Consider the following 21,131-nt stretch of genomic DNA (forward strand, 5'->3'; position numbering starts at 1 on the left):
GCCTTCCGGTTGTTGCCTCTGCCCCAACGGCCATGCTCCGCAACGGAACCCCGCTCGATCGCAAGATGATCTATCGGAGTCCCGTTGGGGCCATGCCGTACAGCCGATCGGTCAAACGCACATGATCACTTGACGAGCACCTGGTTGGCGACGCTGCCGACGCCCTCCACGGTCACCGTCACCACGTCGCCGTCCCGGACCAGCAGCGGGGGTTTGCGTGCGAAGCCCACACCCGGCGGAGTGCCCGTCAGGATGAGGTCCCCCGGTTCGAGCGTCATGTAACGAGAGGCGTAGGAGATGATCTCCGCCACGGAGAAGATCATCTCTCCCGTCGAGCAGTCCTGAACGACCTGGTCGTTGAGCCGGGTGACGATGCGCAGCGCCTGAGGGTCTTCGACGTCCTCGGCGAGCACCACGACCGGCCCGACCGGGCAGAAACCGTTGGCGGACTTGCCGCGGAGCCATTGACCGTCGGAGAACTGAGCGTCCCGTGCCGACAGATCGTTCGCCGCGACGTAACCGAGGACGTGGTCAAGCGCCTCGTCCAGGTCGACGTTGTCCGCCCGGCTCCCGATCACGACGGCCAACTCCCCCTCGTAGTCGAGCTCGCCGGCGAGGTCGCTCCGTACCTCGACGACAGCGCCGTCGGCTCGCAACGTGTTGGGGAACTTCGCGAACAGGAGAGGCTTGGCGGGCGCCTGCACTCCCGACTCGTCTGCGTGGTCGAGGTAGTTGAGGCCGACACACAGGATTTTCGAGGGGTTCGCGACAGGAGCGAGGAGTTCGAGGTCTTCGACCGGAACCTTCGCCTTGTCGCGATCCTCACGCCATGCACCTGTGTGCAGCGCTTCCCGCAGGACGTCGGCGGCGGGGTGATCCGACTCGGTCGCCAGCACCGTCGCCTGTCCCTGCGAGATTCGCACGAGCACGACCTCGCCGCGGAGGCGGGCGCGCGCCAGACCCGCAGTTGCCGTCATCGGCTCACCCCGACGATGCGCCGGGCCTCCTCGACGTTCGCGATCGGACGGCCGATCTGCTGGGCCATCTTGACCACGATCTCCACCAGCTCGGCGTTGCTGCGCGAGGCCTCACCACCGGGCAGGTAGGGGTTGTCCTCCCAGCCGACGCGGACGTGGCCGCCCAGGGCGATGGCCAGCGGCAGCAGCTGCCACTGCGCGACCGCGTCCATCACGCTGATGTTCCAGTTCGTGTTCGGGGGGAGGTGCTTGACCATGTACATGAGCGCGTCCGGGGTCGGAGGAGTCCATGCGCCGCCCTGCCAGCCGAAGAACAGGGTCGCCCACGCCTTCTCCTGCAGCAGGCCCTGCCGCCGGACGTACTCAAGGTTCCAGAACGCTCCGGTGTAGAAGCACTCGATCTCCGGCTTCACACCGTGCGCCTCCGCCGCGGTGACGAACTCGACGAGCTCGTCCCGGGGGTGCAGGGAGTACATCTCGTTGGCGGGGTAGGCCGGGTCGGGCTGGAAGTACTCGTCGTGCACGTTGAAGGCGTAGGACATCATGTCGGGCTTGAGCGACATGAGCTCGACCTTCTCAGGGAGGCGGGCGCTGGCGATGCCGAACTGCATGATCGGATCGGTGCCAACGGTCCGGATCTTCTCGGTCAGGTCCCTCCAGCCGTCAAAGTCGATCTTGGACAGCTTCTTGCCGTCCGCCTGGATGGCGTCCTCCAGGTAGTGAACACCGTGGTGGTGGCACAGCGTCGCACCCGCGTTCACCGAGTCGATGTACTCCTGGCCGACCTTGTCGGTGTCCTCAATGGCCGGCATTCCCTTGTAGCCGGGATAGGACATCGTGCTGTCGACCGTGACGGTGATAACGAGCGGATCCATGGGGTCTCCTCATTGGTTGTGTTATTCGGGGGGTTGGTATGGGCGGCCACGCCCGGCCGGAATGTGCCGGACTGCTCAGACCGTGACGGGCGAGCCCGAGGCGATCGACTCGTAGGCGAGCTCGATGATTCGCACCGCGTAAGCGCCGTCCTCGGGCGCCACGGCGGTCGGCTCGTCGTTCGCGATCGAACGGGCGAAGCTCTCGATCCCGGCCGAGATCGAGTTGTACTTCCAGGTGTTCGGCTCGTAAGCCGTGCCGGGCAATGGCGATCCCGCGTGGTCGCGCTTGCCGCGGAAAATCATGGCGGGAGGGTTCTGGTGCTGGTCGACGACGATGAGCCCCTTGGTGCCGTGCACCTCAAGGCGCTCGTTCCACGGCCCGCCGGAGGTGAAGGTGGACTCGACGGAGAAGAGCGCACCCGATTGCATCCGGCCGCACACGACCGACCAGTCCTCGACCTGGCTGGCGCCGACGAGGCGCTCGGAGAGGGCCCGGAGCGACGCGACCTCGCCGAACATCCACTTCAGCAGGTAGAAGGAGTGAGCGCCGGCGTCGATGATGGTGCCGCCGCCCGAGCCGTCCTGGCGACCCTTCCAAAGTTTTGTGTTGCCGAGGCGCTCGAACTCATTGCCGCTGATCAGGGTGCGGACCAGCGTCACGTCTCCCAGTTCGCCGCTGTTGACGGCGTCGAGAGTCGCCTGATAGGCGGGGATGAAGCGCGTGTTCTCGTTGACGGTGAACTTGAGTCCCTTGCGAGCCGCCAGGTCGACGAGTTCGCGCGCGTGCGCGGCGTCGACGGTCATGGGCTTCTCGATCAGGACGTGCTTACCCGCCTCCAGGAACTCCCGTGCGATCTTGTAGTGCACGTTGTGCGGAAGCACGAGGTCGACGGCCTGGATCCGGTCGTCCTCGAGTAGCCGGCGGTAGTCGGTGCTCGCCTCCGCGCCGAGTGACTGCGCCGTCCGCTCGGCGACGTCCTGGTCGAGGTCGCAGACAACCGCGGCTTCCAGGCCGTCCGCCCGCTGGTAGGCGAGGTGGTGGGCGAGTTGGTAGATCTCGCCAAGGCCGACAACGCCGAAGCGTACCGATTCGGTCACCGGTCAACGCCCCCCTTCGAGGCGTTCGCGGATGATGCTGCGGTTGTGGGTGAGCGAGTCCATCACCCGTGACTCGTGCCGGAAGACGGCCACCGAGACGACGCCGTCGAACTCGACCTCCCGAAGGGCGTCGAACACCTCTTCCCAGTCGATGTCGCCCTGGCCGATGTCGAGGTGCTGGTGGTTGCGCACCCCAGGACTTCCGGGATTGAGGAAGGTACGGCCGGGCAGCAGGGTGTCCGCCAGATGGATGTGGTCCATGGTGTCGCCCGCGTAGGTGATGATGTCGCGGTTGACGCCCTTAAGGTGACCGCGTTCGTCTTCTACGCCGGTGAGGTAGAAGGTGTGCGGCACACAGTGCAGATAGGTGACGTAGTCGCTCTGCAGCCCGCGGATGAAGTTGACGGCCTCGATGCCGGACTCCACCCAGTCGCCCGGATGCGGTTCGAGCGCGATCGTGATGCCCTCAGCCTCCGCCAGCGGCAGCACCTCCTCCACTGAGCGGCGCATCGCGGCCTCGCCCGCCTGCGGGGCGGACGGGTGTCCGGTGAACTCGGAGTTGATCCGGTCGCAGCCCAGGTCGACGGCGAGCTGGATGGTCTGCTTCCAGTAGCCGACCGCGGCCTGCCGGATGTCCTCCTCCGAGCTTCCCCATGCCTGTTCGATGAAGATGGACGCGATCTCGACGCCGTGGGTCTTCGACGCCTCCGCGATCTCGGCGATCTTCGCCTTGGACGCCCGTCTGCCCCCGTAACTCGGCATCACGTCGGGCCGCGGCGAAAGCTCCAGGTAATCGAAGCCCGCCGTCCGCACGGTCGAGAACACCGTGTCAATCGGTTGTGGACGCAGCATCCACGTATCGGTTGCGATCTTCATATCGCTCCTCACTGATCCTTATGCCTGTTCTGGCTGTTGCCGGCCTCGCCGGTCGCCCTACTGCCGGCGCATCGCCTCATGCGTGATGAGGACCCGGCCGCGTGCCTGGCCGCTTCGCAGGCGGGCCAGTGCTTCGTTGGCGTGCTCGAGTGGATATTCCTCGTCCAGCGGCGGGGTGATGACGCCCTCGGCGAGCAGGCGCAACGCGTCGTGCTGATCGCTCCGATCACCGTTGCGCGAACCGACGATCTCCAGCTCGCGCTGGGCGATGGTCGTCGAGCTGATACCGGGAAAGTCGGGTTCCTCCCCGACGACGACGATCCGGCCCCGGCGGCGCACATACTGGGCGGCGTCGGCCATGCTCGCCGTCGACCCCACCAGGTCGATCACCAGATCCACGCCGTCACTCCAACCGCCAGGTTCACTCCGTACGGCTTGGGAGTCCGCCCAGCTACGAAGAACCTGCACGCGGTCCGCCGCCGACGCCAACGCGGTGTGGCCGGCCCCGTTGCTGATCGCGAGTGCGAGGTTTTCCTCCCTCACGTCGACGACCGCAGTCGCCACGCCCGCGCCGACCAGGAGCTGGACCAGGATCTGCCCGATACCGCCCGCGCCGATCACGACCGCGGTCCTCGCCGGTGTGACCGTTCCGCGGCGGTAGGCGTGCACAGCCGTGATGACCGCGCAGCTCGAAAGCCCGGCGATCCTGGGGTCGAGCCCTGCGGGGACCTTCAGGAGATTTCGGGCAGGTGCCCTGAAATACTCGGCGAAGCCGCCCGGCAGTGTCACGCCGAGGATTCCCTGTAGGTGCAGTGCCTGTGCGTCGGCACCGGCCTGGGTGTAGCGACACTCCCGGTCCGCGATGAACAGATGCGGTACGACCACTTCGCCGACTTCGACCTCTGAAACCGCTTCGCCGCGTTCGACCACGATGCCCGCGGGTTCGTGACCCATGATGTGCGGCAGCCGGGGCACATAGGCCAGGCCGTCTTGGATGTGCAGGTCAGTGCGGCATACACCGCTGGACAACGTCTGGATCAGCACCTCGTCGGGTCCGATCTGAGGGATCGGCACCTCCCGGATCTCCAGTGGCCGGTCGATGCCGGTCAGGAGCGCGGCGCGCATGGTGCCACTCACCGCCACTGCTCCGCCCACCCCTGGAAGAAGTGGGTCGCCGCCACTGCGGTCGACTCGTAATACCCGTAGCACCCCTCGGTGGTCACGAGCGTCGGCAGGCCCAACCCGGCAATACGGCGACCAAGCACGCCGAAGTCCTCCGAATCCAGGCGAAGCAGGCCGAACCCCTGCTCCCGCTGGGCGTCGTAGCCCAAAGCGAGAACGAGATACCTAGCTTCGAAGCGGGCGATCGTCTCCAAAGCGGTCTCAAGAGCGGGTGCGTAGCCGTCGAACCCTGTGCCGGTGGGCAGCGGGAGGTTGAGATTGGTGCCGGGCGCGCCGGGCCCTCCGGTCTCCTCCGCGAACCCCGCGACGTGAGGCCAGCCCTCGGCGTGGATCGAGATCGTCAGAACCGACGGATCGTCGTAGAACACACCCTGGGTGCCGTTGCCGTGGTCCTGGTCGATGTCAAGCACGACGACCCGGCCGCTGCGGGAGAGTTCGCGTGCCGCGATGGCGGCGTTTGCGAACACGCAGAGACCACCGCCCACCGAAGGGAGGGCGTGGTGACCCGGAGGACGGGTCGGCACGAGCATCAACGCGTGCTCCGCGGTTTGCGCGGTCTCCGCGAGCCGGCGTGCACCCTGCTGAGAGGCAGCCGCGCTGATCAGCGCCCCCTCGCACAGCGCGGGGGTGGCACGGGTGATCTCGTCGAAGAAGTACTGCGTGTGCCTGCCCTCGAAGGTGCGCGGCTCGGAGACCTTCAGCTCGGGGAGCGCGACGACGTTCAGGGGGAACTTCGTGGCACCCTCCGGCCGCCGGGAGCCCTCCTTGACGAAGTCGACGTAGTCGCGGCTGTGCACGCTCAGCGCCGCCGCCCCGCCGTCCTCCTCCGGCACGAGCCGCGCCGCGGCCGGGAACGCCTCACGGAAAGCCGCCAGCGTGGCCGTGACCGAGGTCGGATAGACGAGGTCAGGGAACTCCTGATGCTCGACATAGGGTGAGGTCATCTCCGCGATGACTGTGGTGCTCATGAGGCTCCCCTTCGGCTCAGCGCCACCCGTACGGCACGCACGAGCCAAGCCATGACGAACCGGAGGAGCACCGCGGCCGCTCCTGCTCCAAGCAGGACGACGGCGACCACGGCTGTCCTCGGGCTCACTTCGAGTTTGATGTCTTGGAACATCCGCAGCGGCAGCGTCACCGCCGTCGGACCCGACATGAAGGTGGCGACGACGACGTCGTCGAACGCGGCGAGGAAGGCGAACACGAACCCGCTGATCAGTGCCGGGCGCAGCGCGGGCAGCAGCACGTGCCGGAGCACCGAGAGCGATCCCGCGCCGAGACTGCGCGCGGCGTTCTCCAGCCGCTGGTCGAGGTTGCGCAGTGCCGCCGCCGTGATGGAGACCGCGAAGGGCAGTCCCAGCACCACGTAAGGCATGATCAGCCCCAGGTTCGTGCCGACGACGTCGTGCGGCGCCACGAGGATGAAGAATCCGAGGCTGTAGATCATCGGAGGGACGATCAACGGCATCGCGACCAGGATCGCGATCGGCAACCGCGGGCGCTTCGGGCCGCGCACAAGACCGAAGGCCCCGAATCCGCCGATGACGACACTGATCACAGCGGAGGCGGAGGCGATGCCCAGGCTGAGGAACGTCGAGCCGATCCACGCCTCATCGGTGAAGTAGTCGGCGAACCACCGGGTCGAATACTCCTCCGGCGGGAACGTCAGATACGTCGCGTCGCTGAAAGACCAGATGGCCACCACGACAAGTGGCGTGGCGAGCAGCGCCGCGCCCACGATCCAGCCGCACACCAAGATGGGCAGGCGCAACCGCCCGACGGCGTCGAGACCGCTGTCGAGAATCCGGGCACGCAGGGCACGCAGATTCTCACGCCGTTCGGTGGTGTCCGCACGACGACCACGCCGTGGGGTAGCCGACCCGGTGCTTTCGACAGACAGCGAAGGCGCGAGATAGCGGAAGAGAACGACGAACAACATCAGGACGATCAGCAGGAGCAGTACGGCTTGCGCCGCCGCCCCGGCGGGATCCACGAGGTTCGAGAACTGCACGAGGATGGACTGTGCGATGAGCGCGTCACCCGGGCCGCCGAGCAACGCGGGCGTCACGTAGAAGCCAAGACTGCTGATGAAGACCAGAGCAGCGGACGCCATGACCGCCGACGACGTCGCGGGCCGGTATACGTGCCAGTGCGCCACAGCGGGCGAGGCCCCAAGGCTTTGCGCGGCGCGCACAGAAGCGCGGTCGATGCCGCTCATCACACTGTAAATCGGCAACAGCGCCAGCGGCAGCAGGATCTGCACGGTCCCGATCAGCACACCGGTCTGGTTGAACACCAGGTCGGGGGGAGAGTCGATACCCACCAGCGCGAGCGTGCGGGCGACGAGCCCGCCCGGCGCGAGGATCGCGATCCACGCGTAGGAGCGGATCAGGATGCTCGTGAAGTACGGCACGAGCACCACGACCATCAGCACGCCACGTAGCCGTTTGGGCATTCGGGTGAGTGCGTAGGCCATGAGATACCCGAGCACGACACAAATCCCGGTCGAGATCGCGGCGATGACCAGGGTGCGGCGGATCGCACGCCAGAAGACCGGTGAGGTCACCTGCTCGCGGTAGTTCTCCAGGGTGAATCCCTGCTCGCTGCGGAAGCTGTCGATCAGCAGCGAGAACAGCGGGACGACGAACAGCAGAATCAGGACTGCCAGGAGCGGCACGAGCGTGAGCCACCGGCGGTCTGGCCGGCGCCGCGGGCGGGCGGCCAGACCACCGGTAAACCGCTCCGTGGAGCTGTCGACCGACATGGATCTCCTAGATCGAGGTCGTCTTGATCGCAGACACGTCGCGGCCTACTTCGAGGCCCACGCTTGCCAGCGCTCGATGGCGACTTCCTCATTGCTCTTGTCGGACCCCGGGGCTTTAGCCGTCCACCATTCGTAGTTCTGGGTCACGGCGGACGCGACGTTGTCCGGCGATGTCGGCAGCTTGGCCGCGCGGTCGGCGGAGAGCAGGTCGAATGCCGCGGAGTTAGCCGGCGAGTAGGTGATCGCGTTCGCGAAGTCCGCCTGAGGCTGGGCCTCCATCATGAAGGCCAGGAGCTTCTGCGCGTTCGCCGCGTTCTTGGCGCCCTTGAGGATCGTCCAGTTGTCGTACTGAAGGATCGACTGGTTCCACGTGCTGGCCACCGGCACGCCCTTGTCCTGGGCGCCGGCGACGCGGCCGTTCCACGCGCTGGTGCCCGTCACCTGGCCGCCGGTGAGCAGCTGAATGGGCTCGGCGCCGGTCTCCCAGAACTTCACCAGATTCGGCTTGAGCCGGTCCAGACTCGCGAACACCTTGTCGTAGTCGATCGGGTAGAGGTCTTTCGGCGCCACCCCGGCGGCCATGGCCGCGATTTCAAACGTCGCACCGCCCGCTCCCCATGAGCCGGGTGCGAGGGTCCGCTTCCCGGGGAACTTGTCGACGTTCCAGAAGTCCGCCCACGAGGTCAGCCCTTTGTCGCCGAGTTTCGCGGTGCTCCAGGCCGGGACGATGGAGATGTAGTAAGCCGGTACCGCGTCGTCGGCGGCCTTTACCGGGGCGATCTTGTCGCGGGCGCCGTTCTGCCACTGCGCGTAGTCGATCGGCTCGATCGCCGCACCGTCGCGGAACCGCTGAAGCACCGCGCCGTTGACGTTCAGCATGTCGTAGGCCGGGGCACCGGCCTTGACACCCGCGAGCACGACGGCGGCATCGAACTCACCGGAGCTGAGCACGACGTCGATTCCGGTCTTCTTTTCGAACGGGTCGAAGAAGGCCTTCTTCATCGCCTTGCCCAGGTCACCGCCGGGATCGGGGACGATGACCTGACCGGCGGAAGTGGTCGCTCCCGAGGTGTCACTGTCGCCGCTCCCGCAGGCGGCGGTCGCGAGCAGCGTGCTGACCGCCGCCACCGCCCCCAACACGGTCTTCCGAGAAAACTTCATGAGCCGAACCTTTCTATCGTGCAGATCTCACACGGATTGGAGCCCTGGCCCGCGGCCGCGCTCGCCTAGGCTGAGGTATCGCCGCGATGTCACGACGAGGGGGATGAATTCCGATCCGCAACGTGGTAGCCCCGTGCCGCATGGGCATCCCAATGCACGGCGACCTGGTCACCGACAGCCCATCGGGTCTCTCGGAGGTTCTTGAGCGAGAGGCGCGCGTTCACGTTCCCGATTGCCGTCTCGACGACATGCAAAGCCGTCGCGCCCTCGTAAAGCACTTCACACACCTTGCCGACCACGTCAGGCCCGTCGGTGCCTTCCACAGGCAGCAGTGAAACCTGCTCTGGGCGCACCCCGACTTCGACACCGCAGTCGGCCTTGAGCGACTCCGCGTTGTCCACGTCCCGGCGGTGACCCGTCCGGTCACCGTCGAGAACAACGCGGACCCGGCCGTCCGCGTCGAGTACGGTGCGCCCCTGAAAGAAGTTGGTCTCCCCGACGAAGTCGGCCACGAAGGCACTCGCCGGCCTCTCGTACAAGTCGTCGGGCGTTCCGAGTTGCTCGACGGCGCCGTCGTTCATCACCGCGACCCGGTCGGCCATCGTGAGCGCCTCGCCCTGGTCGTGGGTCACGTAGATGACGGTCGCGCCGAGATTCCGCTGAAGCCGTTTGATCTCGACTCGCATGTGCTCGCGCAGCCGCTTGTCGAGCGCGCCAAGCGGCTCGTCCATGAGAAGCAGCGGCGGCCGGAACACAATTGCGCGAGCGAGCGCGACCCGCTGCTGCTGGCCACCGGACAGCTGGTCGGGGAATCGGGTCGCGAAGTCCTCTAGCTTAACCAGCTCAAGGGCGTGCTGAATGTGGCTCCGCTGTTCCCGCGGCGACATCCGCCGCATACGCAGGGGGAACGCCACGTTCTGGGCGACGGTCATGTGCTTGAACAGCGCATAGTGCTGAAACACCACGCCGATCCCACGCTTGTGCGGCGCCAGCCGCGCGACGTCCCGGCCGTCGATCCGGATCGCACCACTCGTGGGCTTCTCAAAGCCGGTGAGCATGTTGAGCAGCGTTGTCTTTCCCGCGCCGGAGGGACCCAGGATCGCCAAGAACTCCCCGCGACGGATGCTCAGCGAGACTTCACGCACCGCCTGGACCGTTCCATACTTCTTCGACAGGCCGTCCAACTCAACCTCACCGCCCGTCGCGACCTGGTCGACGACCTGGACGCCCTCCAACACCTCGGACATCCTCAACTCCTCGGTAGAGTTGCAATCAATGCAACGCGTATGGCTGCTGAACATAGGCAGCCCCGGAAGGCGTGTCAAGGGGGTGACCAGCACTGAAGCACCTCATCCCTGGCCACAGCGGTCGCTCAGCGCCGGGATTCCATGCTTCTCCACCTCAAGCAAGGCGTGCTATGTTGCCAACAGCGCAACACACCTCAGTGCGGGGCCACGCTCCACAGCACACTGAGAAATTCCGAGAACAGGTCAGTCCAGGATCTTGGTGAGGAGAGAATCATCTCTATGCCAGACAAGCGATCACGGGACAACAGCGACCTCGGGAGCATGTCGCACATCAGGCGCGGCCTCATGGTTCTTGAACAACTGGCCACCAAGTCTGCGACGGCGGCCGAGGTGGGGCGGTTGGTCAACGTGAACCGCAGCAGCGCTTTGCGAATCCTCGGTGACCTCGTGGACGCCGGCTACGTCGCCCGCGACGACGCCACCAAGGAGTTCACCATCCGCCCGGAGCGGTTTTACGGGCTGATCGTCAACCACCCCGCCCACGAACAGCTGATGGAGAAGGTCGGTCCCCTCCTCAAGCTGCTCACCGGCCAAACCGGCGAAGCCTCCCTTTTCGCTGCCCCCGCCCAAGGCAACATGGTCTACGTCCAATACCAGCCCTCATCGGAGGTGCTCACCCTTCAAGAGCGAGTCGGCACGGTGCGCCCCATGCACTGCTCCGCAGTGGGCCGCGCCTACCTGTCGACCCTCGACGGCATCACCCTGGACGAGGTCCTCGGCACCCTGAACTACTCCGGCGGCACAGAACGCGCCGCCAAGGGCCCCCTGGACCTGCGTCAACGCGTCGACGAAGCCCGCAGCGCGGGATTCGCCCTCGACATCGACGAAACTCTTGTCGGGGCTTCGTGCGTGGCGGCTCCCTTGAACCACAACGGGAGGTGCATCGGCTCGATCGCCTTGTCGGGACCGACCTCTCGCCTGCCCCAGAACCGCCTTGTGGAAGTCGGGACCATGCTGGTCCACGAACTCACGCACACGTTCTGACCGTTTGCAGGTGCACCTTCAGCACCCGATGAGGAGTCGATCCCGAAAGGCTCGCCGCGGAAAGGCCGGCCTGGCAGCCGCTAGCCGATGTGAACTACCCGTGCCCATTCGGGCGGTGTGTCCGGCACATAATCGGGATCGTCCTCGTCCCACCGCGTCCCCCGCGGGAACAGTCCCACCACTGTGCGGCATGGTGGTGGCGCATCCGGCCAGGGAGTCTGGCCGTCGGTCAGGATCACGATGACGTCTGGCCGAGGACTCGCTCGCAGTGCCTTGGCGAAGCCCGTACGCAGATCCGTCCCGCCACCGCCCACCAGCGGAATTCCCTCGGCACGGCACATGGAGTCCACGACCGTGGCCGCCGCGTCGCAGGACAACACGCTGACCAGGTCGCGCCGCCCGCCCAGAACGCGGACCATCGCGGCGACCTCAAGAAGCGCACTACCCAACTCGGTGTCGCTGACCGACCCGGATGTGTCGATGACCACGGAGACTCGCGGCGGCCTGCGCCGCAGGCTCGGCAGGATGACGCCGGGCAGGCCGGCGGACCGCCGCGACGGCCGACCATAGGTGTAGTCCTCCCCGGCCCCCGGACCTGAAGCCGCCGAGCGAACCGCCGCGCCGAGCAGCTCCCGCCACGGCTGTGGCGGGTGAAACGCCTCCTCCGCCCACCGCCGCCCCCCCTTCGGGGCGTTCCCAGGCCGGGTTGCACAGTGGCGGTTTACAGCCCCTCGCGGATTGCCCGCAACGCGGGTGGTGTGATGCATCTCCCGAAGAGGAGGCAGCGCTCATGCCGGAGATCCATCCACGTGATGAGTCCGACCGACCTCACCGCTCGGCTGGGAAAACCGCAGCCGAGCGTCTCGCGTGAACAGCCGTACAGCTCGGCAGCAACGGCGTCGAGGTCCTCTCAGGTGGGGACAGACAGATCGACGCCTTTGCCGAAGTACTGGCGCAGCAGTCCGTTGCTGCTTCTATGTCAAGACGATATTGCTGCACGCCCTGCCGTACAGCACTCCTTCAATGCACCTCAGCGTTACTGTCCCAGCTCTCACCGGACAGAACTCGGACTGGCCCTCTCGCTTCTCAGCCGGCAATCGACGGATACCGGGCCGCCGCAAGGTCGTCGGCGAGGTCCTCCACGGAAAGGTCGGCGTTCAGGGCAGTGACCACCGTCTGCGTCAGCGGACGGAGGGCGTAGATGTGCCGGGCCGCATTGAGGTCCACGGATACGTCGTAGTAGTCCTCCGCAAACCGCTGGAACGCCTCCGGAGTCGGGTCGACGAGCTGTGCGAACAAGTACACCGCCCCATCGGGATCGCTCACGCCGTCCGGGTAGTCAATCTCACAGTCAATCTCACCCGCCCGCCACCGCTGATCATCGGTCGCACGCCACAGGCAAGCGGTCACAACCGGCATACCGTCCTCGTCGCAGAACGCGGGCTCTCGCACACAGTGGCGGAAGGCTACTGGGATGGCGTCGAGCACTCCCGGCCACGGCCCATCGTTGCCGTATGGGCTCATCACAGCCTCGTGAGCGAAGCCGCGAATGTAGGCCCCTGCCGCGGAAAAGACAATGGAGTATTCGTCTCCCGAGCCGTTGCGCATCGAGGCCAACTCTTCCCCAGGGCCCCAGCCCGCGTCGCAGGAGTGGTAGCGGCTGGACCACGCCGGGCTCAGGATGGCCTCCAGCATCGCCATGGACCGGCATAGATCACGGAGCGTCGGGACATCCGGAAGGAGACGAGCCACATCGTGAGCGGTCATGGGCCTCATCCAATCGGATGCCGGCGACATCTCACGGAAGGGCTCTCACCATCCGTCCGGTGACGGACAACCGATGACTCCCTGGAGGCAAGGTCGACAAGCTTTCCCTGTGCCATCGCTGTCGTAGTCCCGTTACTTGAGACACGAAAGGCGCTCGGCCGGCTCAACCGAGCTTGGACGGGGACAGCTGATCGTGTAGCTGCACTTTGTCGCCGTACAAGATCGAAAAATGCCCTCTGGAATGATCCCAGAGCGCCTTTGACCTGTGGCACGGCCGAGCAGACTGATCCGCAGGAAGGGGCACAGTCCTTGTCGGCGGCTCCTGGGCCTGCTCAGGCAGTGGATGTCGGCCGATGGGATGCTGCTTGACGGTCGTGGTCAGGTGAGCAGTCGCACGGGGTTGACGAGGTCGGCGTACATCAACAGTCCGGCCATGATGATCATCAAGAAGGCCGCCACGTAGGTCAGGGGAAGCGCCTTGGCGATGTCCACGTGGCCGGGAGTGGGGCGGCGTGTGACGCGGGCGAAGCCGCGCTTGAGTCCCTCCCACAGGGCGCCCGCGACGTGGCCGCCGTCCAGGGGAAGCAGCGGGATCAGGTTGAACACGCCGACCGCCAGGTTGAACCCGGCGAGCAAAGTGATCAGATACACGATTCTGGCCTCGAGGGGCATAGGTGCGGAGGCGATCTCGCCGCCGATGCGGCCCGCGCCGATGATGCCGATGGGGCCGTTCTTGTCGCGCTCCTCACCGGAGAAGGCAGCCTCCCACACACCGACCATCTTCTCGGGCAGGCGCACGATCGACTGCGCGGTGCGGGCGGTGAGGTCCCACATGTGGGTGGCGACGGCGCCGACGCTCTGCTGCTGGATTGACTTCACGGGGGTGAAGCCGAGGACACCGGCCACCTCAAACTTGTCGGACTCGTCCAACGACCACACCACTTGGGCAATCACATTGACGTTGACGTCCATGGCGCGGCCGTCGCGCTGGATGCCGACCACGGCCGGGCCGGCTCCATGCGCGCGGATGGCACGTGTGGCGCCCTCCCCCGAGTCGATCTTCCGGCCGTCGAAGGTGACGATGCGGTCGCCGGGACGAAGACCCGCGGCGCCAGCAGGGGAGAGAGGATCGGCGGCGGTGCATTCGCGAGCTTGGACATTCGCGGGGATGACGCAGCGATTGACCTTGTCGATCACAGGCTGGCTCACCTGGACCCCGAAACCCATCAACACGATGGCGAAAAGCCCAAAAGCCAGCACAAAGTTCATCGCCGGTCCGCCGGACATGATGACGACTTTCTGCCACCAGGCTTTGCGGTAGAAGACCCGATCCTCATCGCCCGGTCTGACATCTTCCAGGGAGACTTCCCGGGCCGTGTCGTTCAGGCTCTGCCATGGCCCCGTGGAGACCTTGCGCAGTTGGCCGGGATCGTCGTTTGACCTGGGCGGAAGCATGCCGATCATGCGGACGTAGCCCCCGAACGGGATCCACTTGATCCCGTATTCGGTCTCCCCTTTTCGGCATGACCACATGGTGGGGCCGAAGCCCACCATGAAATGCGGGACTTTGACGCCGAACAGCTTGGCGGGGACCAGGTGGCCCAACTCGTGTAGAGCGATGGAGAGCATCAATCCGATGAGGAAGATGACTATCCCTGCCACAAAGAGCCAGCTCATATATGCATACCCCCGCCATAGCGAGACGTGTCCGGGACAGTTGAGTAGCCATCAATCGCGGGAAACAGACGATTCCAACAGGAGGCGCAGAGCCTAGTGCCATTTTCCACGGGAGGAAAGTAGACATCCAGCTCTATCAACAGCACCCGCCTCCGTTCCCCTCTCTTAAGCATGGCGGCGATCAGTAAGGCTAGCCTGGACGCCACCGCTCGCCCCCGCAACCGGCTCCGCCGGCTCCACGCATGCCGACAGACCTAACAGCATGGAGAGGTTCACGCTCAACCCAAAGGAGCCTTTGGGCCTATGGCATGTCCCCCGTCCACCCGGCTGAACGCCGGTCAGCTGCCCCCTCCTTCAGCCCAGGGATCCACGTGCAAGGCCGCGGCGGAGATGACTGCGGGACCTCAGTAGACGGGATCCCAGTAGAACGGCCGACATTCGGGCATGCGCCTGCTCCATACCCGAATCAATTGCATGAGCGAAATGTCCAGGCCGACCCTCATCACTCGGTAGGCCGGGGCTAAGGAACAGGGGTTCATCTCCAAAGATGAGACGGGGCCGACGAGCTGTGCTTGCCTAAGCAGCATTCATGCAACCAGTCGCCAGCAACGCCGCCGATCGCACGGCCCTCCGGCGTGGTCTTGAACGCCACTGTCATTGGGCCTGCGCTGGCATTCTGTCGTACATGTCACACGATGATCTGATTGAGCGCATTCGCAGACGAGCCTGGGATCCCGCCCGCCGACACGACCTGGTCTACGTCCCACTGGACTGGCTCAAACGTGAGTACGGCGAGAGCATCGAAAGCCGCATCCACCACACGCTGCAGCCGCTCCGTGAAAACGGCAGCGTGACCCAACTCAGTTTCGACGACCCCATACCTGATCACCTCATAGAGGCCGCCTTGGAATCAGGTGCCACCGAAGCCGTCAAGTACTTCAGCAACGTCGCACATGAGCCACCGTACCCGCCGATCTCTCATGCCGACCTGCTCGCCTGCGAAGAACGCATTGGTCACGAACTGCCAGAACTCCTCCGCAGGGTCTACACCGAGGTGAGCAATGGCGGCTTCGGCCCCGGCTACGACCTTCTCCACTTTCCCGTCAAGGACGACCCGGTGCCCCATAGGCACGGCTACCCCGATGCAGTCGAAATCTTCGAACAAGATCCTGTGGTCAGCGAGGCACTGGGGTTCCCACTCGTGGGTGCAGGCTGCACTGTGTACTGGTACATGTCGCTCACTCAACCAGGCAATCCCGTCTATCTCTGGGATGGCGCCGGATGGGACTTCCCCGAGGAACAGTCGCCTGAGGTCGGGATCGCGATCACCGTCCCGTCCTTGGCCGATTGGTTCGACGACTGGGTCAACGGACACGACTGGTACACCCAGCTGAGAGACGACACCACTGCGAAGCCATCGACCTCCCTGGAGGGCGACGCACTGGACGAGCCCCCGTTCTAAAGGGCATCGCAGAACATAGCCAGGCGGGCATCCTGCATAGATGGATGTCGTGTCACGAGCTGAGCCAGTGTGAGTGGAGCCGTTCACAGGGCTGCCCATGAGCCGGTCCGAGCGGCTGCTGCACGCGATGCGGGAGCGTAGCGGCGACAGACCGAGCCGGCTCTATGAGGCCCTTCGGTCATGGTCGTCCAGATTTACCTTCAGCACATCCACGCGACGACGCTCCTACTCGCCGGCGTCCCCGTTCACGTGGTCGCGGCCCACCTCGGACACGCCGACCCCGCGATCATTCTCCAGGTCTACCGCCCATGTGATCCGGGCGACCAAAGCCTCGGCGGCGGACATCTTCACAAAGACCGTCGGCGACTAGGCCGCGAGCCCTGCTAGCAAGATCTCGATTCAGCCAAGAAACACTAAGGCCCGTGACCGGCGTTTCGCCTGTTCACGGGCCTTCTTATGTGGCGCGGCCGAGAGGACTCGAACCCCTAACCTTCTGATCCGTAGTCAGGATCTGATCGTCCGGGAGCGTCCAGCACAGCCTTCAGGGCCTGGTCGAGTGAGGTCCAGACCCTCCCTAAGTCCACACTCGTTTGGTGCTGTCCAGAGGCGTTGTTAGCACCAGCGTTAGCAAGATCTTTGGATCGCATGCTCGCCGAGAGCACCGGAACCGGGGCTGAATCCATCGCTACCGCGTACCGAGAGTGACGGCACCAGCGAACGGTAGGAGCGCAAGTTGCCGCTTAGGGCCTTCAGGCGGGGCCCACTCCACAGGTGAAATGACTATCGGGACGGCTTCGACGCTAACCGTAAACGTCTTGAACGTCTCTCAAACGCGGTGGCCCCGCCACTCCTCAACGGCAACGATCGCTACCAGTTCAACCGACGTCTAGTGCTGCGGAAACTAAGGACTGCCGGCAGTCGACGACTCGCCCTGAACCTGGCTTCCTACCACGGGACCACCCAGCTGACTTGACGTCGGTATTCACGGTCACGAGACAAGGAGTGCAGCAATGGAACGGCTTGACCGGCAACGACAGTGCGTTCGCTACATCCAGGTCCTTCACAGGCTGCCTTGCGCGGGAACGAGTCTTCGAGCGCACTTCCAGGCGCTTTCCAGCAAGGGCGCCTCTTACCAGCTCGCCAAGCCGGCGGCGTCATGAGAGCGGTCGGGGTCGGGTGGGGTGAGCATCCCTGGCCGACGAGGATCCGACGTCGAGACTCGTGCTTTCGCCGTATAGACGTACCGGGTTCACCGGTTGATGTGGGGGTGGTGCGGCGCTGGGTGCAGGGACTGCTGATTCTGCACGGGGTCGGGAGCGAAGTCATCGAGGTGGCGGTGCTTCTGGTGAGCGAGCTGGTGGCGAACGCGGTGGTCCACTCCTGCTCCCGCCACGGTGAGGTCACGGTGCTGCTGAAGGCGGACCGAGAGCGCGGCCGAATCCGTCTGGACGTGATCGACGACGGCCCCGCGGTCTCAGTGAGAGCCGTGCATAAGAACCAAGAACACGAGGGAGGCCGGGGACTGTTGCTGGTGGAGGAGCTGGCCGACCGGTGGGGCTGCTACCCCGACGAGGACGGAACCGGCGTGTGGTTCGAGCTTGAGTCCTCCTGGTCAACTGGATGCCGGATGACGGTAGTGGGCGATGCACGCGGATAAAGTCACGGCATCGCCAGCAACGAACACACCGGTGTTCAAGGACGCTCGGGGCCGACCGTTCGTCCCGCCAACCGGCATGGACGACCCCCGGCTACTGCTGGCGGCATACCGGCTCCGTCCTGATGGCATGATTTGGCGGCGGCTGTTCCCTTGCCGGCCTGAACAAGCCCGACACGTCAGGGCATTCGTGCGCACCATGATGCAGGACCTCCCCCTTATCGACGACGCGGTGGCCGTCGTATCGGAGCTGGTCAATGTGGCGGTGACACGCAATGAAGGCAGGCCGTACTTCACCTCCTTCATAGTGGAGGTTCAGCGGTACGGCCGACACGGGGAGCACTCGCGGGTGACCGTCTATGACTGCGGCCCTACCGGGATCCCCACCTTCAGAGAACGGCACAACACCGCTCAAGACGAGCCCGTTCCGGACACCACAGACGGACTTGCCCTACTGATCCTCCACGGCCTGGCCGATGCGGTGGGGTACTGGGACGGCCCGCACGGCACACCGACTTACCCGATGCGGGCTGAGTTCCCTGACCACCGTCTCTTGGATGGCGGCCCCTGAGACCGCTCCTCTTCACCTTGAGCTCCCTGTGAGGCATGGCGGACGTACGCCCTCCGCCTGACGCCCCCAGGCCGGTGTTCCACGGCCCTTGTAGGAGCCGCCGCTCCTAACAACCGGAGGGAGAGCCCAGCGACGAGTTTCCCAGGTGCACCTGCCCACAGCCCCGACCATAGGAGCGACCTTATGCCGCCCTATCTGCGGATAGTCAACCTGATCAGGACCGACATCAGCGAGGGCAGGCTTGCCCCCGGCGATCTCCTGCCCTCCGAATCCGAGCTAATGAGACGGCACAGTGTCTGTCGTGGCACGGTACGACGGGCAATAGCCGTCCTCTGCCGAGACGGCGCCATCCACACCATCCACCCCGAGGGCTCCTATGTGGGCTCGCGTTCGGTGCCCAGGCGGCGTCTCCCCCGCAAGTATGACCTGGTCGCTGCCGACCTGAGACAGCAGATCGACAGTGGCCGGCTGCCCCCGGGCGATCGGCTACCTACCGAGGCAGAGTTGGCCAAGCACTACAGAGTTTCGCAAAGCACAGTGCAAGCTGCGGTGGCACTACTGCGAGCCGATCATCTCGTGTTCACCGTTCTGGGAAGAGGCGTTTTCGTGGTCGATTGTCGACACTAGAGGGTGTCTGAGAAGTCGTCATCGTGACGCTCCGAGACGATGAAGGAGCAGCATGCAGGTCGCGGCGTAGATGACACTCTCAGAGGCCCTGATCAGGAACTCGTAGTCGCGCGACAGGCGCCGGTACCTCCCCAGCCAGGCGAACGTCCGCTCCACCACCCAGCGGCGCGGGACCACCGCGATCCGGGCCACCTCGCGTGGCGGCGCGCCCTTTTTGGCCCATGTACGCCGTGCCCCGCCGTCCGCACGGACGGTGATCTGCACGGTCAGGCCGAGCTCCTCGCGTGCCCAGCCTGTGAAGCGCTCACCGCGGTAGCCCTGGTCCGCCCAGAGGTGACGCAGTCGGGGCAGGCGGTCTGCGGTGCGCAGCAGCAACACCGCGGCCCCCTCCCGGTCGTCGACGCTCGCCGGGCTGACACAGGTGCCCAGCACCAGCCCCAGGGTGTCCACCAGCAGGTGCCGTTTGACCCCGAACACCTTCTTGGCGCCGTCGTACCCGTGCAGACCGCCCCGCTCGGTGCCCTTCACGCTCTGGCTGTCGATCACGCCCGCGCTCGGGGCGGGATCCCGGCCCCGGCGGATGCGCTCCCGTTCGCGCAGGGCCGCCGCGACGGCCTCCCAGCGGTTCTCCTCCCGCCAGAGCCGCCAGTAGTGGTAAACGGTCTGCCAGGGCGGAAAGTCGTGCGGCAGCAGCCGCCATGCGCAGCCGGCACGCAGCCAGTAGGCGATCGCGTCCACGATCTCCCGACGGTGGTGCACCACCGGGCGGCCCCCGGGCTTCGGCGCGGGGATCAGGGGTTCCAGCAGTGCCCACTCCCGATCGGTGAGGTCGGTCGGGTAGGGGCGGCGGTGACCGGGCATGGGGGACCTCCCGTACCCAGCACCTCATAAAGGGGACATCACGACCAGTTACTGGTCGGCCAGCTTTTCAGACACCCTCTAGAGAGATTCAAAGGTGAGGGTTAGGTACCGTCACCTGAGCGTCAGATGGCAGGCCGTCGCCGGGATGCGATGCCTAAGGCATGAGATATCCCGATGGCGGTGGACTGACCGCCGAGCAGCGCAAGCGCCGCGAGATCCTCCGGATGCGGGCGGCCGACCGGTTCGCCGAGGGCGCCACCGACATCCAGATCGCCCGCGAGCTGCGTGTCACCCCGATGTCGGTCGGCCGGTGGCGCAGGGCGCTGGAGAGCGGCGGACGCGGGGCCCTGCTCTCCAGGGGAGCCGGCGGCGCCGGGTGCAAGCTCAGCCCGGCCCAGCTCACCGACCTGCAGAAGGTGCTGGAGGAGGGCCCGGCCGCCTTCGGCTGGGACGACCTGCGCTGGACCCTGGCCCGGATCGCCGAGATGATCGACCGCCTGTACCGGGGTGGATTACACCCAGGCCGGGGTGAGCTACCTGCTGCGGCGCATCGGATGGAGTCGGCAGGTTCCGACCAGGCGCGCTGCCGAGCGCGACGAGGAGGCGGTGTCGACCTGGAGGCGGGAGGGGTGGGAGCAGGTAAAAAAAGAGCAGCGGGCGAGCAGGGCGCCTGGATCGTCTTCGAGGACGAGGCCGGACGTTCCCTGAGGTCGCCGCTGGGGCGCACCTGGGGGCGCAGAGGCCGCACGCCTGTCGTGTCGCTGCCCGCCGGAGGAGGCGGGCGGGTCTCGATCGCGGGCCTGGTCGCCGTCAGGCCGGGGCACCGGCCGAAGCTGCTGTTTCGCACCCGCGGCCGCCCGGCGCGCAGGGGCGGGCGCAAGGGGTTCGCCGAGGCGGACTACGCCTCGCTGCTCGACGGCGCGCACCGCACGCTGGGCGGGCCGATCGTGCTGGTGTGGGACAACCTGAACACGCACACCTCGGCCGCGATGCGGCGGCTGATCGAGGTCCGGCCGTGGCTGACGGTGTTCCGCCTTCCGGCCTACGCGCCGGAGCTGAACCCGGTCGAGGCGGTGTGGGCGCACATGAAGAGGAGCATGGCCAACCTGCCGCTGCGGACCGTGGAGGAGCTGGTGTCGGCGGTGCGCGGCCGACTCAGGCGCATGCAGTACCGGCCCGATCTTATCGCCGGGTTCGTCGCCAAGACGGGGCTGGGCTTCCAGCCGCCATAACTTCCGCCTTTAAATCTCTCTAGGTGGAGGACAAGCCATAAAAATGGGCGATAGTG

At 65.8% G+C, this 21,131-nt stretch carries 20 protein-coding genes and 1 pseudogene; 7 read left to right on the forward strand and 14 right to left on the reverse strand.

The annotated features are described in order from the left end of the window. Positions 1 to 125: 125 nt before the first annotated feature. The 9 genes from Ssi02_RS29055 to Ssi02_RS29095 all read right to left on the reverse strand — a co-directional run bounded on the left by Ssi02_RS29055 (position 126) and on the right by Ssi02_RS29095 (position 10,273). Entirely contained in the window at positions 126 to 977 is an 852-nt protein-coding gene (locus Ssi02_RS29055; RefSeq protein ID WP_204030787.1) for a fumarylacetoacetate hydrolase family protein, read from the reverse strand. After that, positions 974 to 1,852: a beta-keto acid cleavage family enzyme gene (locus tag Ssi02_RS29060; protein WP_204030788.1), complete on the reverse strand. Its 879-nt coding sequence runs from the start codon at positions 1,850 to 1,852 to the stop codon at positions 974 to 976. The genes Ssi02_RS29055 and Ssi02_RS29060 overlap by 4 nt, the downstream gene beginning before the upstream one ends. Positions 1,853 to 1,927: 75 nt before the next feature. Next, entirely contained in the window at positions 1,928 to 2,950 is a 1,023-nt protein-coding gene (locus tag Ssi02_RS29065) for a Gfo/Idh/MocA family protein (RefSeq protein WP_204030789.1), read from the reverse strand. 3 nt (positions 2,951 to 2,953) lie between these two features. After that, positions 2,954 to 3,826, reverse strand: a complete 873-nt coding sequence (locus Ssi02_RS29070; RefSeq protein ID WP_204030790.1) for a sugar phosphate isomerase/epimerase family protein — start codon at positions 3,824 to 3,826, stop codon at positions 2,954 to 2,956. Positions 3,827 to 3,883: 57 nt separating this feature from the next. Then, positions 3,884 to 4,963: an alcohol dehydrogenase catalytic domain-containing protein gene (locus tag Ssi02_RS29075; protein ID WP_204030791.1), complete on the reverse strand. Its 1,080-nt coding sequence runs from the start codon at positions 4,961 to 4,963 to the stop codon at positions 3,884 to 3,886. Beyond that, positions 4,960 to 5,976, reverse strand: coding sequence for an arginase family protein (locus tag Ssi02_RS29080; RefSeq protein WP_204030792.1), 1,017 nt, complete (start codon positions 5,974 to 5,976; stop codon positions 4,960 to 4,962). Before Ssi02_RS29080 ends, Ssi02_RS29075 begins: the two co-directional genes overlap by 4 nt. After that, the gene (locus tag Ssi02_RS29085) at positions 5,973 to 7,772 is read right to left on the reverse strand and encodes an ABC transporter permease (protein WP_204030793.1); all 1,800 of its coding nucleotides are present in this window, start codon (positions 7,770 to 7,772) and stop codon (positions 5,973 to 5,975) included. Before Ssi02_RS29085 ends, Ssi02_RS29080 begins: the two co-directional genes overlap by 4 nt. Before the next feature lie 45 nt (positions 7,773 to 7,817). Beyond that, on the reverse strand, positions 7,818 to 8,933 hold the full coding sequence (locus tag Ssi02_RS29090; protein WP_204030794.1) for an ABC transporter substrate-binding protein: 1,116 nt from the start codon (positions 8,931 to 8,933) through the stop codon (positions 7,818 to 7,820). An 89-nt stretch (positions 8,934 to 9,022) separates the two neighbouring features. Next, a complete protein-coding gene (locus tag Ssi02_RS29095) occupies positions 9,023 to 10,273 on the reverse strand; it encodes an ABC transporter ATP-binding protein (protein ID WP_239129967.1) in 1,251 nt (416 codons plus the stop codon). Between the two features lie 186 nt (positions 10,274 to 10,459). Here Ssi02_RS29095 and Ssi02_RS29100 point away from each other — a divergent pair, with 186 nt between their 5' ends. After that, the gene (locus Ssi02_RS29100) at positions 10,460 to 11,224 is read left to right on the forward strand and encodes an IclR family transcriptional regulator (protein WP_204030795.1); all 765 of its coding nucleotides are present in this window, start codon (positions 10,460 to 10,462) and stop codon (positions 11,222 to 11,224) included. Positions 11,225 to 11,304: 80 nt separating this feature from the next. On the opposite strand, the gene Ssi02_RS29105 is transcribed toward Ssi02_RS29100, so the two are convergent. From Ssi02_RS29105 to Ssi02_RS29115, 4 genes and pseudogenes are all read right to left on the reverse strand, one after another. Next, entirely contained in the window at positions 11,305 to 11,712 is a 408-nt protein-coding gene (locus tag Ssi02_RS29105) for a VWA-like domain-containing protein (protein ID WP_239130008.1), read from the reverse strand. A gap of 33 nt (positions 11,713 to 11,745) precedes the next feature. Next, positions 11,746 to 11,991 (reverse strand): annotated as a pseudogene (locus Ssi02_RS38955) (DUF2201 family putative metallopeptidase); the annotation flags it as partial. A gap of 319 nt (positions 11,992 to 12,310) precedes the next feature. Continuing rightward, the gene (locus Ssi02_RS29110) at positions 12,311 to 12,991 is read right to left on the reverse strand and encodes a hypothetical protein (RefSeq protein WP_204030796.1); all 681 of its coding nucleotides are present in this window, start codon (positions 12,989 to 12,991) and stop codon (positions 12,311 to 12,313) included. Between the two features lie 378 nt (positions 12,992 to 13,369). Further along, complete coding sequence (locus Ssi02_RS29115; protein ID WP_204030797.1) at positions 13,370 to 14,668, reverse strand: M50 family metallopeptidase; 1,299 nt, start codon at positions 14,666 to 14,668, stop codon at positions 13,370 to 13,372. Between the two features lie 589 nt (positions 14,669 to 15,257). On the opposite strand from Ssi02_RS29115, the gene Ssi02_RS29120 reads away from it, so the two are divergent. From Ssi02_RS29120 to Ssi02_RS39970, 5 genes are all read left to right on the forward strand, one after another. Next, entirely contained in the window at positions 15,258 to 16,130 is an 873-nt protein-coding gene (locus tag Ssi02_RS29120) for a hypothetical protein (protein ID WP_204030798.1), read from the forward strand. Between the two features lie 180 nt (positions 16,131 to 16,310). Next, complete coding sequence (locus Ssi02_RS29125; protein ID WP_204030799.1) at positions 16,311 to 16,517, forward strand: site-specific integrase; 207 nt, start codon at positions 16,311 to 16,313, stop codon at positions 16,515 to 16,517. Between the two features lie 769 nt (positions 16,518 to 17,286). Beyond that, positions 17,287 to 17,787 carry an ATP-binding protein gene (locus Ssi02_RS29130; RefSeq protein ID WP_275410757.1) on the forward strand — a complete coding sequence of 167 codons (501 nt, stop codon included), beginning with the start codon at positions 17,287 to 17,289 and terminating at the stop codon, positions 17,785 to 17,787. Positions 17,788 to 17,914: 127 nt separating this feature from the next. Then, the gene (locus Ssi02_RS29135) at positions 17,915 to 18,355 is read left to right on the forward strand and encodes an ATP-binding protein (RefSeq protein ID WP_275410760.1); all 441 of its coding nucleotides are present in this window, start codon (positions 17,915 to 17,917) and stop codon (positions 18,353 to 18,355) included. Between the two features lie 183 nt (positions 18,356 to 18,538). Then, positions 18,539 to 18,982, forward strand: coding sequence for a GntR family transcriptional regulator (locus Ssi02_RS39970; protein ID WP_204030802.1), 444 nt, complete (start codon positions 18,539 to 18,541; stop codon positions 18,980 to 18,982). Between the two features lie 18 nt (positions 18,983 to 19,000). Here the strand turns inward: Ssi02_RS39970 and Ssi02_RS29145 are convergent, their stop codons facing one another. Next, entirely contained in the window at positions 19,001 to 19,843 is an 843-nt protein-coding gene (locus tag Ssi02_RS29145) for an IS5 family transposase (protein ID WP_204030803.1), read from the reverse strand. A gap of 161 nt (positions 19,844 to 20,004) precedes the next feature. On the opposite strand from Ssi02_RS29145, the gene Ssi02_RS29150 reads away from it, so the two are divergent. Then, on the forward strand, positions 20,005 to 21,075 hold the full coding sequence (locus tag Ssi02_RS29150) for an IS630 family transposase (protein WP_204030804.1): 1,071 nt from the start codon (positions 20,005 to 20,007) through the stop codon (positions 21,073 to 21,075). The last annotated feature ends 56 nt before the right edge of the window (positions 21,076 to 21,131 follow it).

The organism is Sinosporangium siamense (assembly GCF_016863435.1).
Classification (GTDB): domain Bacteria; phylum Actinomycetota; class Actinomycetes; order Streptosporangiales; family Streptosporangiaceae; genus Sinosporangium; species Sinosporangium siamense.

Bases quoted from the DNA above. Each gene is read 5' to 3' on its own strand.
- Ssi02_RS29120 (WP_204030798.1), top strand. From the start codon at position 15,258: ATGCAACCAGTCGCCAGCAACGCCGCCGATCGCACGGCCCTCCGGCGT.
- Ssi02_RS29080 (WP_204030792.1), bottom strand. From the start codon at position 5,976: ATGAGCACCACAGTCATCGCGGAGATGACCTCACCCTATGTCGAGCAT.
- Ssi02_RS29070 (WP_204030790.1), bottom strand. From the start codon at position 3,826: ATGAAGATCGCAACCGATACGTGGATGCTGCGTCCACAACCGATTGAC.
- Ssi02_RS29060 (WP_204030788.1), bottom strand. From the start codon at position 1,852: ATGGATCCGCTCGTTATCACCGTCACGGTCGACAGCACGATGTCCTAT.
- Ssi02_RS39970 (WP_204030802.1), top strand. From the start codon at position 18,539: ATGCCGCCCTATCTGCGGATAGTCAACCTGATCAGGACCGACATCAGC.
- Ssi02_RS29115 (WP_204030797.1), bottom strand. From the start codon at position 14,668: ATGAGCTGGCTCTTTGTGGCAGGGATAGTCATCTTCCTCATCGGATTG.
- Ssi02_RS29085 (WP_204030793.1), bottom strand. From the start codon at position 7,772: ATGTCGGTCGACAGCTCCACGGAGCGGTTTACCGGTGGTCTGGCCGCC.
- Ssi02_RS29135 (WP_275410760.1), top strand. From the start codon at position 17,915: ATGATTTGGCGGCGGCTGTTCCCTTGCCGGCCTGAACAAGCCCGACAC.
- Ssi02_RS29145 (WP_204030803.1), bottom strand. From the start codon at position 19,843: ATGCCCGGTCACCGCCGCCCCTACCCGACCGACCTCACCGATCGGGAG.
- Ssi02_RS29125 (WP_204030799.1), top strand. From the start codon at position 16,311: ATGGTCGTCCAGATTTACCTTCAGCACATCCACGCGACGACGCTCCTA.
- Ssi02_RS29150 (WP_204030804.1), top strand. From the start codon at position 20,005: ATGAGATATCCCGATGGCGGTGGACTGACCGCCGAGCAGCGCAAGCGC.
- Ssi02_RS29090 (WP_204030794.1), bottom strand. From the start codon at position 8,933: ATGAAGTTTTCTCGGAAGACCGTGTTGGGGGCGGTGGCGGCGGTCAGC.
- Ssi02_RS29055 (WP_204030787.1), bottom strand. From the start codon at position 977: ATGACGGCAACTGCGGGTCTGGCGCGCGCCCGCCTCCGCGGCGAGGTC.
- Ssi02_RS29100 (WP_204030795.1), top strand. From the start codon at position 10,460: ATGCCAGACAAGCGATCACGGGACAACAGCGACCTCGGGAGCATGTCG.
- Ssi02_RS29110 (WP_204030796.1), bottom strand. From the start codon at position 12,991: ATGACCGCTCACGATGTGGCTCGTCTCCTTCCGGATGTCCCGACGCTC.
- Ssi02_RS29130 (WP_275410757.1), top strand. From the start codon at position 17,287: ATGAGAGCGGTCGGGGTCGGGTGGGGTGAGCATCCCTGGCCGACGAGG.